The organism is Pseudomonas sp. NPDC087804 (assembly GCF_044742965.1).
Taxonomy (GTDB): Bacteria; Pseudomonadota; Gammaproteobacteria; order Pseudomonadales; family Pseudomonadaceae; genus Aquipseudomonas; species Aquipseudomonas rustica.
Map to the genome: position 1 here is coordinate 172,320 of NZ_JBIUVN010000006.1, position 15,182 is coordinate 187,501.

General features: G+C 58.6%; 12 protein-coding genes and 1 tRNA gene. 4 read left to right on the top strand and 9 right to left on the bottom strand.

All coding sequences use genetic code 11. From position 1 onward, the window contains the following. Nucleotides 1–70: 70 nt before the first annotated feature. Nucleotides 71–1,990 (bottom strand): phosphodiesterase DibA, encoded by a 1,920-nt coding sequence (gene dibA, locus ACIOMO_RS12745; protein WP_401241027.1) that lies wholly within the window; start codon nucleotides 1,988–1,990, stop codon nucleotides 71–73. 146 nt (nucleotides 1,991–2,136) lie between these two features. Between dibA and desA the strand changes: the two genes are divergently transcribed. After that, complete coding sequence (gene desA, locus ACIOMO_RS12750) at nucleotides 2,137–3,318, top strand: delta-9 fatty acid desaturase DesA (RefSeq protein WP_401241030.1); 1,182 nt, start codon at nucleotides 2,137–2,139, stop codon at nucleotides 3,316–3,318. 243 nt (nucleotides 3,319–3,561) lie between these two features. Beyond that, nucleotides 3,562–4,551 (top strand): sensor domain-containing diguanylate cyclase, encoded by a 990-nt coding sequence (locus tag ACIOMO_RS12755; RefSeq protein WP_282358295.1) that lies wholly within the window; start codon nucleotides 3,562–3,564, stop codon nucleotides 4,549–4,551. Nucleotides 4,552–5,058: 507 nt separating this feature from the next. Here the strand turns inward: ACIOMO_RS12755 and ACIOMO_RS12760 are convergent. The 3 genes from ACIOMO_RS12760 to gabD form a co-directional block, all read right to left on the bottom strand. Next, nucleotides 5,059–6,270, bottom strand: coding sequence for a response regulator (locus ACIOMO_RS12760; protein WP_053116467.1), 1,212 nt, complete (start codon nucleotides 6,268–6,270; stop codon nucleotides 5,059–5,061). 137 nt (nucleotides 6,271–6,407) lie between these two features. After that, a complete protein-coding gene (gene gabT, locus ACIOMO_RS12765; RefSeq protein ID WP_008080000.1) occupies nucleotides 6,408–7,685 on the bottom strand; it encodes a 4-aminobutyrate--2-oxoglutarate transaminase in 1,278 nt (425 codons plus the stop codon). Between the two features lie 185 nt (nucleotides 7,686–7,870). Then, nucleotides 7,871–9,313: an NADP-dependent succinate-semialdehyde dehydrogenase gene (gene gabD / locus ACIOMO_RS12770; protein WP_282358297.1), complete on the bottom strand. Its 1,443-nt coding sequence runs from the start codon at nucleotides 9,311–9,313 to the stop codon at nucleotides 7,871–7,873. 431 nt (nucleotides 9,314–9,744) lie between these two features. Here gabD and ACIOMO_RS12775 point away from each other — a divergent pair. Together ACIOMO_RS12775 and ACIOMO_RS12780 are read left to right on the top strand one after the other, a co-directional pair. Beyond that, nucleotides 9,745–9,821: transfer RNA gene (locus ACIOMO_RS12775), tRNA-Arg, on the top strand. Nucleotides 9,822–10,020: 199 nt separating this feature from the next. Beyond that, the gene (locus ACIOMO_RS12780) at nucleotides 10,021–11,061 is read left to right on the top strand and encodes a virulence RhuM family protein (protein ID WP_401241033.1); all 1,041 of its coding nucleotides are present in this window, start codon (nucleotides 10,021–10,023) and stop codon (nucleotides 11,059–11,061) included. Nucleotides 11,062–11,115: 54 nt separating this feature from the next. Here ACIOMO_RS12780 and ACIOMO_RS12785 read toward each other — a convergent pair whose 3' ends face one another. The 5 genes from ACIOMO_RS12785 to ACIOMO_RS12805 form a co-directional block, all read right to left on the bottom strand. Then, nucleotides 11,116–11,382, bottom strand: coding sequence for a hypothetical protein (locus ACIOMO_RS12785; protein ID WP_401241036.1), 267 nt, complete (start codon nucleotides 11,380–11,382; stop codon nucleotides 11,116–11,118). 19 nt (nucleotides 11,383–11,401) lie between these two features. Then, nucleotides 11,402–11,998 carry a hypothetical protein gene (locus ACIOMO_RS12790; RefSeq protein ID WP_401241039.1) on the bottom strand — a complete coding sequence of 199 codons (597 nt, stop codon included), beginning with the start codon at nucleotides 11,996–11,998 and terminating at the stop codon, nucleotides 11,402–11,404. Further along, nucleotides 11,995–12,576 carry an RNA polymerase sigma factor gene (locus ACIOMO_RS12795; protein ID WP_401241051.1) on the bottom strand — a complete coding sequence of 194 codons (582 nt, stop codon included), beginning with the start codon at nucleotides 12,574–12,576 and terminating at the stop codon, nucleotides 11,995–11,997. The genes ACIOMO_RS12790 and ACIOMO_RS12795 overlap by 4 nt, the downstream gene beginning before the upstream one ends. Before the next feature lie 30 nt (nucleotides 12,577–12,606). Further along, complete coding sequence (locus ACIOMO_RS12800) at nucleotides 12,607–14,292, bottom strand: von Willebrand factor type A domain-containing protein (RefSeq protein WP_401241042.1); 1,686 nt, start codon at nucleotides 14,290–14,292, stop codon at nucleotides 12,607–12,609. Between the two features lie 88 nt (nucleotides 14,293–14,380). Then, nucleotides 14,381–14,941, bottom strand: coding sequence for a YbhB/YbcL family Raf kinase inhibitor-like protein (locus tag ACIOMO_RS12805; protein WP_305440773.1), 561 nt, complete (start codon nucleotides 14,939–14,941; stop codon nucleotides 14,381–14,383). Nucleotides 14,942–15,182 lie beyond the last annotated feature (241 nt).

The following is a 15,182-nucleotide window of genomic DNA, read 5'->3' on the forward strand; positions in this document are numbered from 1 at the left end:
AAGATCGCAGCCTTCGGCAGCTCCTACACAATTACTGTAGGAGCTGCCGAAGGCTGCGATCTTTTGATCTTTAACCAATCAATGGTGCGCGATCCCAATCAATCTCAACCGCTGGAACCGGCCGCCCAAACCAATACCCCTGCCCCAACTCACATTCCTGCTCCAGCAAAAACACCGCCTGCTCCGCCTGCTCGATCCCTTCAGCATGCACCTGCATGCCCATGCTGCGAGCCAGCGCGATGATCACCCGAACAATCGCCGCATCATCCTCATCCCACGGCAGCCCCGCGACGAAACCCTGATCAATCTTCAGCTTCTGCACCGGCAAGCGCTTGAGCCGCAACAGCGACGAATAACCGGTGCCGAAATCATCAATCGCCAGACGAATCCCCAACTCACGCAAGCGGTGCATCTGCTCCAGCGCCACTTCCGGATCGTCCATCACCGCGCTCTCTGTAACTTCCAGCTCCAGATACGCCGGATCCAGCCCAGTCTCGCGCAGCACCTGTGCCACTTGTTGATACAGTTCACGCCGCGCAAACAACCGCGACGAAACATTTACCGCGACAAACGACAGCACCACGCCGGCCCGCTGCCACTCGCACATTTGCTGGCAAGCCTGCTGCATCACCCAGGCATCGATTTCGGCGATCAACCCGGTGCGCTCGGCAATCGGAATGAATTCCGCCGGCGATACCAGTCTACGCTGCGGATGCTGCCAGCGCACCAGCGCTTCTACGCCGATCAGGCGACTGGTTTTCAGGTCATGCACCGGTTGGTAGTAGACGCGCAGCTCTTGCAGTTCCAGCGCGCGACGCAGTTCGAAAGCGATTTCGACGCGTTGCTGAGCGTGAGCGGTGAGCTCTTCGGTGTACAAGGCGTAACCGTTGCGCCCGCTGTTCTTGGCTTTGAACAGCGCGGCATCGGCGTTGCGCAGCAGTTGTTCCGCGCTCAAGGCATCGCTGGGGAACAGGCTGATGCCGATGCTGGCATTGATGAACAGTTCGTGGCCGTCGATGCAGAACGGTTCTTTGAAGCCATCGAGAACGCGCTGGGCCAGCGCCGCCGCTTGCGCAGGCTGTGGACAACTTTCCGCGAGCACCGCGAACTCGTCACCGCCGAGCCGCGCCAGGGTGATGCCGGGGCCGAACAGTTCCTGCAACCGCGACGCCACCGCTTTGAGTAGCCGATCACCGACGTTATGCCCGAGGCTGTCGTTGATCATTTTGAAGAAATCCAGATCGATCAGCAGCAGCGCACAGCCACGTTTGTGGGTCTGCGCAGACGTCAGCGCTTGCTCGGCGCGATCGCTGAACAGCAAGCGATTGGGCAGATCGGTCAATGGGTCGTGGTGGGCGAGGCGTTTGAGTTCGTGCTCGGAATCCTTGATCGCGGTGATGTCGGAAAACACCGCCACGTAATGGCTGACCTCACCGCGATCATCGTGAATGACGCGGATGGTTTGCCACTGTGGATAAATCTCGCCGCTTTTACGCCGGTTCCAGATTTCGCCGCTCCACTCTTCCTGCGACGCCAGCGTGGCGAACATCGCCTGATAGAAGCCCGGCGGATGGTGGCCGGACTTGAACAGGCTCGGCCGTTGACCGATGACCTCTTTACGCTGATAACCGGTGATTTCGATAAAGGCGCGGTTAACGTGGACGATCAGCCCCTGACGATCAGTGACCAGCACGCCTTCGCGGGTGCAATCGAACACGGCCGCCGCCTGCCGCAGACGCTCGCGATCGGCGTGCCGTTCGCGCAACCGCGCTCCGATGCCGAGAAACTCACACAAACGTGCGCGCGCCAGAAAAATCAGCCCGGCGCTGACCGCCGCAAACAGATAACCGTTGATCAGTTGCCAACGAGCAAGATCGACGGAGTTATCGAAGAAATTGTTTAATAAATAATCAGAACCTTGCAACCAGATAGCGGCAAGCACGAGATAGAGCAGCGCTGCACGCAAGGCATCGTGATAAGTGGCAGACATTCGGCTGTCCATGTCCCTACAAAAAGGTTGGAATTATAGGCCAAGTAACATCCAGCGACTCTTATCTGAAAGGGCGACTGGTTTTATCTGTGTGCTTAGTGATAATGCAACGGCTGTTTTTATCTTTATCGAGGGCCCTATAGCCTATGTGGTACGAAGGTTTTCTTGGCTTGTCGGCCTGGTCTCTGGTCGCGGTCACCCTGCTGATGACCCACGTGACGATTGTAGCCGTCACCGTCTATCTGCATCGTTATTCGGCCCATCGCTCGCTGGAGCTGAATGCTGGCCTGAAACATTTCTTCCGTTTCTGGCTGTGGCTGACCACGGCGCAGAACACCCGCGAGTGGACAGCCATCCACCGTAAACACCACGCCAAGTGCGAAACCGAGGACGACCCGCACAGCCCGGTTATCAAAGGTCTTTCCACCGTCCTGCGTACCGGTGCCGAGCTGTACCGCGCCGAAGCGCAGAACCCGGAAACCCTGCGCATCTACGGCAAGAACTGCCCGGAAGACTGGATCGAACGCAATGTCTACAGCCGTTATCCGCTGCTGGGCGTGGCGATCATGGGCGTTATCGACCTGATGCTGTTCGGCACCATCGGCATCACCATCTGGGCGATCCAGATGATGTGGATCCCGGTGTGGGCCGCTGGCGTCATCAACGGTCTCGGTCACGCGGTCGGCTATCGCAACTTCGAATGCCGCGACGCGGCGACCAATCTGGTGCCGTGGGGCATCCTGATCGGCGGCGAAGAACTGCATAACAACCATCACACCTACCCGAACTCGGCCAAGCTGTCGGTGAAGAAGTGGGAGTTCGACCTCGGTTGGGCGTGGATCAAAGTCTTCAGCTTCTTCCGTCTGGCCAAGGTTCAGCGCGTTGCACCGATCGCCCACCGCGTCGAAGGCAAGGGCAATCTGGACATGGACACCGCGATGGCGATCCTCAACAACCGCTTCCAGATCATGGCCCAGTACCGCAAATTGGTGATCGGCCCACTAGTTCAGCAAGAACTGGCCAAGGTCGATCACTCGGTGCGTCACCAGTTCCACCGGGCCAAGCGCCTGTTGTCGCGAGAAACCAGCCTGCTGGAAGACCGCCACCACTTGCGCATCCAGAACATGCTCGAGCACAGCCACGCACTGAAGGTGATTTACGAAAAACGCCTGGCCCTGCAGCAGATATGGGTCAAGACCAGTTCCAATGGCCACGACATGCTCGCCGCCATCAAAGAGTGGGTTCACGAAGCGGAAGCCAGCGGCATCCAGTCCCTGCGCGATTTCGCCGGCCAGTTGAAAACCTACTCCCTGCGCCCTACCGCCTAAACACCGGCCCCAAGTAGGAGCTGCCGCAGGCTGCGATCTTTTGATTCTGTTTGTTGAAATCAAAAGATCGCAGCCTCGTTTCACTCGACAGCTCCTACAGGTGTGCCGCGATGGCCACTTGGCAGGATCCGGTAAAAACCGGGAACTTCGCCCAAAATCCCCTATCTCAAAGACACTTCGCCATCCCGGCGGGCTGTTCTGTGGCCGTTGTCGAGTGCGGCACGCCCTTTGAGACTTGTGCCGATGGTCAATAACAACCAAAAAGACTCATCTTTCCCGCAGTGGCCCGAAGCCGCGCAAACCCTCATGGCCTTGATGCACGCCCAAGGCGAAGTCGCCCGCTTAAGCGAACGCGAACAGCTGTTCAGCTCGCTGCTGGTCAGTGTCAACGCGGTGCTTTGGGCGTTTAACTGGGAAACCCGTCAGGTGCTGTACGTCAGCCCCGCGTATGAACGAATTTTCGGCCGTTCCGCCGGCCTTCTCCTCGCCGACTACAACCAGTGGCGCGACAGCATCTACCCCGACGACCTCGAATACGCCGAACGCAGCCTCGCCGAAGTCCTGCACAAGGGCGCGGTGGAAGATCGCGAATACCGGATCATCGCCGCCGATGGCCAGATCCGCTGGCTCAGCGACAAATGCTTCATCAATCGTCAGGACGATAGCGGGCAACCGGTGATCATCGTCGGCATTGCCGAAGACATCACCGAAAAGAAGCAGATGGAAACCGAGCTGCATCGTCTGGCGACCACCGACGTGCTGACACAAAGCAGCAACCGCCGACACTTCTTCGAATGCGCCCACCGCGAGTTTGAAGAGGCGCGGCTTCAAGGTTCGCCGATGGGATTTTTGCTGCTGGATATTGATGACTTCAAAGTGATCAACGACAGTTACGGGCATCCCGAGGGCGACAACGTGTTGCAACGGGTTGCCGAGTGCGGGCGCGGCTCGCTGCGACGCGGCGATCTATTCGGGCGGATTGGCGGGGAGGAATTTGCGGCGGTGTTTCCGGGGTGCGCGCCGGACATGGCGATGCAAGTCGCGGAACGCTTGCAACAGGAGATTCAACGTCTGAGTTTCAACCACGATGGCCAGACCTTCAGCATCACCGTGAGCCAGGGCCTGACCAGCCTCACCGACGAAGATGAAAGCCTCGACAGCCTGTTCGCCCGTGCGGATGCAGCGATGTACGAAGCCAAACGCCAAGGCAAGAACCGCATCATCTCTGCCTGAATATTCGATTTGAAATGCGAACCTGTGGCGAGGGGATTTATCCCCGATGGGGTGCGAAGCGCCCCCCTTTTTGATTCAAAAAGAGGGGGACTACTGCGCAGTCCATCGGGGATAAATCCCCTCACCACAAAGTCTCGACTCTTATAAGAAAGGTGTGGGCGGGTTACTTACGCATCCGCATCAGCTCCGGCAAGCCGATCTTGAGTAACCGCGCCGTGCGGCTCTTCGCTAACTCTTCGATGCCTTCATGCTCAGTCAGAAGCCTCGACAGCCTGTTCGCCCGTGCGGATGCAGCGATGTACGAAGCCAAGCGCCAAGGCAAGAACCGCATCATCTCTGCCTGAATATTCGATTTGAAATGCGAACCTGTGGCGAGGGGATTTATCCCCGATGGGGTGCGAAGCGCCCCCCTTTTTGATTCAAAAAGAGGGGGACTGCTGCGCAGTCCATCGGGGATAAATCCCCTCGCCACAAAGGCCGGACTCTTATAAGAAAGGTGTGGGCGGGTTACTTGCGCATCCGCATCAGCTCCGGCAAGCCGATCTTGAGCAGCCGTGCCGTGCGGCTTTTCGCCAATTCTTCGATGCCTTCATGCTCGGTCAGGTGCGCCATTTGCGCCGCCATGTTCATCACCAGCGCTTCACGGGAATACACCCCGCCACCGAGTTGATACACCGCCGCAATCAACTCACGCAGCTCCAGTGGCAAGCGCCAACGCGTGCGCAGTGCCGATCCATACGCCGCACCAAATTCCGCCAGCGCCTCACCAACCTCCTCCAGCTCATCCAGCGCGCCACCGGCCTGCTGCCATTCCTGCAAACAACGCAGCAACGCCAGATCACCCAACCGATGCAGCATCCCCGCGCAGTAGCAGCGCTCCTGATCCAGATCGAGCAAACGCGCCAACGTGCGCGCATATTCGGCAGTATGCAGCGAAAGCCCCCAATAACGCTCGGCATAATCCGCCAGACACGGATCGCTGAGCCTGGCGCTACGCTTGAGCGCCAGCCCCAGAATCAAATTCATGCTCTGCCCGGTACCGAGCCGGTGCAGTGCCTGCGCCAATGTCTGCACTGGCGCGCCATGGTGTTGCGCGGCGCTGTTGGCGGCAGCGATCAACACGGCAGTGATCTGCGGATCGGTTTTTATCTCATCTTCGAGCACCTTCAGATCCAGCCCGCCAGGGTTGAGGCTGCGCTTCACCGCCACCTGCACATCGGTCATCAGCGGCGCGCCGTCGGCCTGCTCACGGCGTCGCTCGAGAAACACTGACAGCGTCATACCCGGCGCCAGCGCCGGCACTTCGCAGAACACCTCTTCCCCGGCATTGAGCAGCAACCCCTGCAAACGCTGGGTCAGGCTTTCCATGTTCAGCGGTTTGGTCAGATACGCTGTCGGCGCCAGCGGAATCGCTTCGCGCACGCTGGCGCTGTCGTTGCGGCTGCTCATCAGAATGAACGGCAGCGGCGGATTGCGTTTGCGCTGCCGCACGCTGCGCAGCACGTTCAGACCATCGACGCCGGGCAGCTCCCAGTCGACGATCGCGAGGTCATACGGCACTTCGCTGAGCAACGACATCGCTTGCTGGCCATCGGCGCACAGATCCAGCCGCGCATCGCAACGCACGTTCAGCAGCACTTGTTTGAGCAGGTCGCGCGACCACGGGTCGGCCTCGGCAATCAGCACTCGGGGTACGGCGGGTAAATCAACGGCGGTCATGCGCGCTCTCCCTTGCAATGCCTGAACCTTAGCCAATGCTGGCCTTTCGATACAGTGCTAAAGCCCCCGATGTGTTTCAAGGGGCGTAAAAAAACCCGCCGAAGCGGGTTTTTTGTCGATCAGGTCACACTGGGTGATCAGAGCTCGGAGAAGCACTCTTCGATGATCGCCAGACCTTTGTCCAGTTGCTCGTCCGGCGAGGTCAGCGGTACGAGTACGCGCAGAACGTTGCCGTAGGTGCCGCAAGACAGCAGGATCAGACCCTTGTCGCGTGCCTTGGCCACAACCGATGCCACTGCTGCAGCGTTCGGCTTGTGACTGTCGCCGTTTTCGAACAGCTCAACAGCGATCATCGCGCCCAGGGCACGGACTTCACCGATCACCGGGTACTTGGCCTGGATAGCTTTCAGGCCAGTCACCAGACGCTCGCCGACTGCTTTGCAGCGATCCAGCAGGTTCTCTTCTTCGAACACTTCCATCACGGCCAGCGCAGCGGCGCAAGCGATCGGGCTACCGGCGTAGGTGCCGCCCAGGCCGCCTGGAGCAATGGCGTCCATGTATTCGGCCTTGCCGCAGACACCGGCCAGCGGGAAGCCGCCAGCGATGGATTTGGCGAAGGTGGTCAGGTCGGCAGCAACGCCCATCTGTTCCATGGCGAAGAACGTACCGGTACGGCCAGCGCCGGTCTGTACTTCGTCAGCGATCAACAGGATGCCGTGCTGGTCGCACAGAGCGCGCAGGCGCTTCATGAATTCCTTCGGCGCGACGTAGAAACCACCTTCACCCTGTACAGGCTCGATGATGATCGCGGCGATGTCTTTCGGCTCGGCGTCGTTCTTGAAGATGCGCTCGATGGAAGCGATCGAATCGTCGATGCTCACGCCGTGCAGTTCGTTCGGGTACAGCGCGCGGAAGATGCCGCCTGGCATCAGGCCCATGCCGGCCGAGTAAGGCACGACTTTACCGGTCAGGCCCAGGGTCATCATGGTGCGACCGTGGTAAGCGCCGGTGAAGGCGATCACGCCGGCACGGCCAGTGGCGGCACGGGCGATTTTCACGGCGTTTTCGACGGCTTCGGAACCGGTGGTAACCAGCAGGGTTTTCTTGGCGAAATCACCCGGGATCTTCGCGTTGATTTTTTCGCACACTTCTACGTACGGTTCGTAAGCCAGAACCTGGAAGCAAGTGTGCGTCAGCTTGTTCAGCTGTTCGGTCACGGCGGCGATGATTTTCGGGTGCACGTGGCCGGTGTTCAGTACAGCGATACCGCCGGCGAAGTCGATGAACTCACGACCCTCAACGTCCGTCACGGTAGCGTTTTTTGCCGACTCAGCGAAGATCGGGTGAATCTGGCCAACACCACGTGGAACAGCTGCGGTACGACGGGCCATCAGTTCAGCGTTAGTCTTGCTCATTACAGTCCTCATTCGCCGCTCATCGGGCGGCGTTGTTCAAGGATTAAGCGGGAGGAAGCGACGGTGGCAGCATGCGATGATCGACTGCCACGGCGTTCCCGGCCGCAGAGAAAATTCCGGTTTGAAACGACGCAAAGGGACAGCGCTCTCGTGCCCTTTGCGTTTGCAGCGATCTTTGACCGGGCTTAGATGCCCAGGCAGAGGTATTTGATTTCCAGGTAATCTTCGATGCCGTACTTGGAGCCTTCACGGCCCAGACCCGAAGCCTTGATGCCGCCGAACGGCGCGACTTCGTTGGAGATCAGCCCGGTGTTGACGCCAACCATGCCGTATTCCAGCGCTTCCGCGACACGGAACACGCGGCCCAGATCGCGAGCATAAAAGTACGAAGCCAGACCGAACTCGGTGTCGTTGGACATCGCGATCACTTCGGCTTCGTCTTTGAAGCGGAACAGCGGCGCCAGCGGGCCGAAGGTTTCTTCCTTGGCTACAGCAGCGTTTTTCGGCACGTTGGTCAGGATGGTCGGCTCGAAGAAGTTGCCTTCCATCGCCTTGCCACCGGCCAGCACGGTCGCGCCTTTGGCCACGGCGTCAGCAATGTGTTCTTTGACCTTGGCCACGGCTTTTTCGTCGATCAGCGGGCCAGTGGTGGTGCCGTCTTCCAGACCGTTGCCGATCTTCAGTTTGGCCACAGCCACTTTCAGCTTCTCGGCGAACGCGTCGTAGACCGAATCCTGAATGTACAGACGGTTGGCGCAGACGCAGGTCTGACCGTTGTTGCGGTATTTGGAAATGATCGCGCCTTCGACGGCCTTATCCAGATCCGCGTCGTCGAACACGATGAACGGCGCGTTACCGCCCAGTTCCAGCGAGACTTTCTTGATGTCCTTGGCGCATTCAGCCATCAGCTGACGACCGATTTCGGTCGAACCGGTGAAGGACAATTTGCGCACGATCGGGTTGCTGGTCAGCTCGCTGCCGATGTCGCCGGCGCTGCCGGACACCACGCTGAACACGCCCGCAGGAATGCCCGCGCGCTGAGCCAGTTCGGCCAGTGCGAATGCGGAGAACGGAGTTTGCGAAGCAGGCTTGAGCACCATGGTGCAACCGGCGGCCAGTGCCGGGCCGGCTTTACGGGTAATCATCGCGGCCGGGAAGTTCCACGGGGTGATCGCGGCGGTCACGCCGATTGGCTGCTTGATCACGATCAGACGCTTGTCTGGCTGGTGGCCCGGAATCACGTCACCGTAGATGCGCTTGGCTTCTTCGGCGAACCACTCGATGAACGAAGCGGCGTAAACGATTTCGCCCTTGGCTTCGGCCAGCGGCTTGCCCTGCTCGAGGGTCATCAGACGCGCGAGGTCGTCCTGGTGCTCGATCATCAATTCGAACCAGCGACGCAGCTTGCCCGCACGCTCTTTGGCGGTCAGTGCACGCCAGGCTGGCAGCGCTTTGTCAGCGGCTTCGATGGCACGGCGGGTTTCGGCGGCGCCCATTTTTGGCACGGTACCGAGGATTTCGCCGGTGGCCGGGTTGTTAACCTTGATCGTCTGACCGTTGTCCGCATCGACCCAAGCGCCATCAATGAAGGCTTGCTGGCGGAACAACTGGGTGTCTTTAAGCTGCATGTCGGCTTTCCTTAACAGCACCGCGGCCTGCGCGGAGCAAATTATGATTGTAGAAAGGCGCCTCGCAAGGCTGCCGTCAGGGAAATCAGTGACCGGGTGTGGCGCATCAACCGTGGACGATTCGAACCACCGGCGCTTCAACACCCGCTCAACGAGCGTTTGAAATCTCAAACGGATCGTAGGATCAAAGGGGTTAAAGGACAATAGGTCGTTCGAAAAAAAGAACAAAAACGCCGCTTTTGCCGGATTTTTCAGATCAACGAGCCAAACCCGGTGCCGCAGCAAAACCATAGATCAACCCCGCGAAAGCGCCAAGCGAGGGTTTTGCAGGACGTTACAGCTTTAAGGAATACAGTGATTTCAGCGGACACGCGCACTGACAAACCCCAGCATGGACGCCCCGAGCCGACCTAGGTATGATGTCGCCCGCTGCACCAGTAGCTCAGCTGGATAGAGTACTGCCCTCCGAAGGCAGGGGTCGTGGGTTCGAATCCCGCCTGGTGCACCATTGATCTAAACGAGAAAGCCCCGGACTGATGGAGTCCGGGGCTTTTTTGTGGGCGATGTTTTTATGAAAAGATCGGTTGGAAATAAAATTACACGACAATCGGGTTCATTAGGCCAGCGGTTTTCGCCACACTACGTAGCCAAACCTGAGCCTTTGCGATCAATGTAAAGACTCGCCAGAACTGGTCGCGGACAGCCCAATGATTGATCAGAACGACACAGCCTATCCTGCAGCCCCTCAAGGGGAGCTTTTGCTTTTTGAAAGCTCCGAAGGCCAGGTACGCCTGGAATGTCGATTCGAGTCCGAAACGCTTTGGCTATCTCAGTCGATGATTTGTGAACTGTACGGTAAGGCCAAAGCAACCATCAGCGAACATATCAGCCATATTTTTGCCGAGGGCGAGTTGTCAGAAGATTCAGTTGTTCGGTTTTACCGAACAACTGCCGCCGACAACAAACCTTACAACGTCAAGTATTTCAGCCTGCCCTTGATTATCGCGGTGGGATATCGCGTCCGTTCCAAGCGAGGAACCCAATTCCGTCGATGGGCCACCCAGGTAATCCAAGAATATCTGGTCAAGGGCTTCGTCATGGACGATGAGCGATTGAGAAACCCTCCAGTGGGGCACTCACAGGTACCTGACTATTTTGACGAACTGCTTGAGCGCATCCGAGATATTCGAGCCAGCGAAAGACGGGTGTATTTAAGGGTGAAGGATATCTTCGCGATGGCGGCCGATTATGTGCCGTCCAACAAAGATACGACTGCGTTCTTTCAGATCATCCAAAACAAGCTTCATTTCGCCAGCACTGGCCTGACTGCCGCCGAGTTAATCTTCCAGCGCGTTGACGCCTCAAAACCCTATATGGGTCTAACCAACTTCAAGGGAGATGAAGTGCGCAAAAGCGATGTCACAATCGCTAAAAACTACCTCATCCAAGAAGAAATCAATGCTCTCAATCGCATCGTTACGATGTGGCTGGATTTCGCCGAAGACCAAGCAATGATGCGCAAACAGGTTTTTCTGCGGGATTGGCAAGAGAAGTTGAACCAGTTTTTGGAATTCAACAGCCGCCAGATTTTGCAAGGATCGGGGCACACAAGTAATCAAGCTGCGGAAGAAAAAGCCCGAGCTGAATATGAAATTTATGCCGAACGACGCAGGGCTCTGAAAGAGACAGAAGGCGAACGGTCAGCCATTGAAGCACTACGCCACATTTCACAAAAGAGTCGGCACTGAGCCAACAGCCTTGGATCAGGCGACCAAAAACTGAACAAGCGCCTGAAGCTCAATTCATTCCGTCGTCCAATCAAACTCATCATATTCTTCGTCATCCTCTTCCCCCTCAACCTCCTCAAAAACCTCGTCCTCATCAACGACGTCTTCTTCCGGCTGGTTCAGCAGAAATTCCTTACGTGCCTCGGTAATAGCGCGCCGCATCTCTTCGCCCTTTTGCGGGCAGTTGAGCAGTTGGGCAATGCGGTCAATTTTCGATGCCACGTTGTCCTCCGGCGTATTGGCAATGACCCGATAGTGCGCGTTTTTGCGGGGCATTGCCAAATGGCTGAGGTTTACAGGGTCATTTTTCTTGCAACTGTTCGAGTCGGGCGTCGAGATCGACGTTCGGGTAGCGCTTATGCAGGTTATTGAACAGGCTATCGGCGGCTTGCGATTGGCCGGATTCGCGCAGGCGCAGGACTTCGCGAAGTTGTTCGTCGAGACCATTGGGTGGGGCGGTGGCGCGCTTGCTGACCTTGGCTTCATCGGCGCTGATCGCCTGGCTTTGCATTGGCGCGGCCATTTCCATCATCGGCGCGGGCGCGGCTCGGGGCGCTGCCGGGGCGGACAATCGGTGCAGTTGCGCGGAGTCCGCTTCGGCCATCGGCACAGCGAGTTTCGGCGCCGGGGCGTAGTCGTATTGGCGCAGCGGTTCGGGCGTGCGCTGCACCAGCGACAACATCAACGCGACGCCAACGAGGCTGGCGAATGCGACTTGCCAGCGCGGTTTGCGGCAGGCCTGCAACCAGCGTTGCCACAGGCTCAGTTGCACCGCAGGCGTTTCGCGGCGCGCGGTATTGAGGATGAACGCGTCGAGATGCGCGGGCGGTTCAGCGCTGTGCTGTTCGCGAACGTGTTTGATCAGCGGATCTTCGGGTGTCTGGCGGGCGTCAGTCATGTGAGTACCTCCTCGGCCAGCAGCCGACGCAGTTTTTGCTGGGCGTAGCGCAAGCGGCTTTTGACGGTTTCCAGCGGTGTTTCGGTGAGGCTGGCGATTTGTGCCAGGTCGAGGTCGCCGTGGGCGCGCAGCAGGAACACTTCGCGCTGGTCTTCGGGCAAGGTTTGCAGGGCGCTTTCGAGGCGCTGACTGTCGCGGCTGAGGCTCAGCAGTTGCTCGGGATCGCTCGCTTCATCGCTGACCGCGTGAGTTTGTTCGTCATAACTATCGTGCAGCGGTTGTTGCGCGCCATGTTTGCGCCAGTGATCGATCAGCCGATTGCGCGCAATCTGGAACAGCCACGTACGAAATGTCGCGCGACCTTGTGGCTGACTGGCGCTGCGGATCAGGCTGAGCCAGGTTTCCTGAAACACTTCATCGGCCAATTCCGGTTTACCGCTCAACCCAAGCAGAAACCGGTACAAACCCTGACGATGGCGGGCGTACAAGATCTCGAACGCCGCGCCGTCGCCCTCGCGATAACGCGCCAGCAGCGATTCATCGCTGCTGGCGGTCGGGCTGTCTGCCGAAGCAAACAGCTGGCTGATAAAACCCCTCAGACGATTCACTTATTCAATCCGTCGTTCAATGGCCTGCGCATTCGATGCGGTAGAAGTGCGCAGACTCTGCGCCAGCTGCACCAGTTGCACGAACTCGTTGCGCAAGCCGAAACGGTCGTCGCCGCGAGCGCCACGGGCCAGCGTTTCGGTGTCTTTCAGGCTGAAATCGCCGGTGTAACGAGCGTCCTTGAGTTGCTGGGAAAACGCGGCGACCGCAGCGGCAAAACGCAGATCCTCACTGGCGCTTTTCACCTGATTGGCAATCGGCCGTTCGATCAGCAGACTTTTCCCACCTTCGGGCTGTTGATATCGCACACGCAGCATCGCCAATTCCCCGTTCGCCTCAGAAACCGCTGGCGTCGATTTGCCGTATCGCAACGGCTCCAGCCAACCCTTCTCGCCTGCCGGAACAATTTCGTACAGCGCTGTCACCGTATGGCCTGCACCGATTTCGCCGGCATCGACCTTGTCATTGCTGAAATCCTCACGCTTTAAAGCGCGGTTTTCGTAGCCGAGCAGGCGATATTCGCTGACCTGCGCCGGGTTGAACTCCACCTGCAACTTAACGTTTTTTGCGACCACGGCGAGGGTCGAGCCAAGTTGATCGACCAACACCTTGCGCGCCTCGCGCAGGTTGTCGATGTAGGCATAGTTGCCATCGCCCGCGTCAGCCAACTGCTCCATCAAATGTTCATTGTAGTTATCCACACCAAAACCCAGAGTGGTCAGGGAGATTCCGGTTTTGCGTTTATCCACAGCCATTTGCTTGAGGCTGTCGAAGTCGCTGACCCCGACGTTGAAATCACCGTCGGTGGCCAAGAGGATGCGATTGATGCCTTTGCCGATGAAGGCCTGCTGCGCCAATGAATAAGCCAGTTCGATGCCTGAAGCGCCTGCGGTCGAACCGCCAGCGGTTAACTGCTCGATGGCTGTACGAATTTTCGTTTTTTCCCGTCCGGAAGTCGGTTCAAGCACCACTCTCGATTCGCCGGCGTACACCACCAGCGACACGCGATCCTGATCGCGCAATTGATCGACCAGCAATTTCAGCGTGCTTTTCACCATCGGCAAGCCTTCACGGCGATCCATCGAGCCGGACACATCGACCAGAAACACCAGATTGGCCGGAGGCAATTCCGCCACCGCGCGATCGGAAGCCTTGATGCCGATGCGCAGCAAGCGCGTGTGCGGGTTCCACGGTGACGCGGCCAGTTCAGTGGTCACGCCAAACGGCGAGCCATCACTGGGCAATGCGTAATCATAGGGGAAGTAATTGACCATTTCCTCGAGCCGCACCGCACCTTCCGGCGGCAGCCGTCCTTGATTAAGCAAACGGCGGACGTTGGCATAAGCACCGGTATCGACGTCGGCGCTGAAGGTTGAAACCGGGGTTTCGGCAACGCTGTGAATCGGGTTATCGGCCAACGCCTGATATTGCTCGCGCTGCTCGTCGCGATAGCCTTGTGGATAACTTTCGCTCTGCGGCATCGGCGCGCTGCCCGCGTTGGGCATTTTGTACAACGCGCGTTTAGCCATTGTGCTGTCGGCCATCAGCGCTTCCTGCTGGATCAATTGTGCAGGCTGAGCGGGCGCCGGCACGGCAGCGGATTCCGGGTTGGAGGAAACGCCGCAGCCGGCCACCGCCAGCAACACACCGACAGCAACGGGCCGCAAGAAATACACAGGACGGGACATGGGGGCTGACCTCGGGGATGAAATTGATCATTCATCCACTGAGACGGGCCGCCCCTTCAGTTCGGGTTAAACGCCGCTGAAAATATTTTCAGCGGTGATAACGCCGTACCGCACTGCTGTTGCGCAGCACGTGACCTTTGATTTTTTCCATCAGTTCGGCGCGGGTCAGACCAGCCGGCAAGGCATCCGGCGCCAGATCAAGGGCGTAGATCTGAATGATGTAGTGGTGCGCGCTGTCGCCCACTGGCGGGCACGGGCCCATGTAATGGGTGTTGCCCTTGCTGTTGGTGCCGCCGACGCCTTCGAACGCGGATTTCGCACCGACACCGGCCGCAATCTGGTGCGTGGTGGCTTTGATCCCGTAGTGAATCCAGTGATCAACGCCCAGACCTTTCTGGCCGTCCGGATCGTGCATGACGATCGCGTAGCTCTGGGTCCCCGTCGGGCCGGCGTTCCAGCTCAGCGCCGGCGACTGATTCTTGCCGCCGCAACCGGCCGCATCGCTGGCCGCTGCCGAGGTGAACAGACGGTTGTCGGAAACACCCGGGATGCTCAGGGTGAAACGCTCCTGGGCCTGCGCCGGAAACTGCACGCAAAGGGCGACGGCAACGGCCGCCAGCCAAGGGTTGAGAGAGGTCAATCGGGTCATTCCGGGAGCACCTTGTGCAGTTGGGCCGTCGTCGGCTTGCAGACTATAGCTGTACCGTTCGTGCCGTGGCACCAGGAAATCGCTGAACCTCGCACCACGGCGCAAACTCGTAATAGAAATGCCCGTGAGGAAGCCGATCATGTCCCTGCACCGTGTCGCCCGCTTCGCCGATGTCCCTGAAGACCGTGGCCTGCAAGTTGAAATCGGCGACTGCAAGATCGTTTTGCTGCGTGCCGGAGGC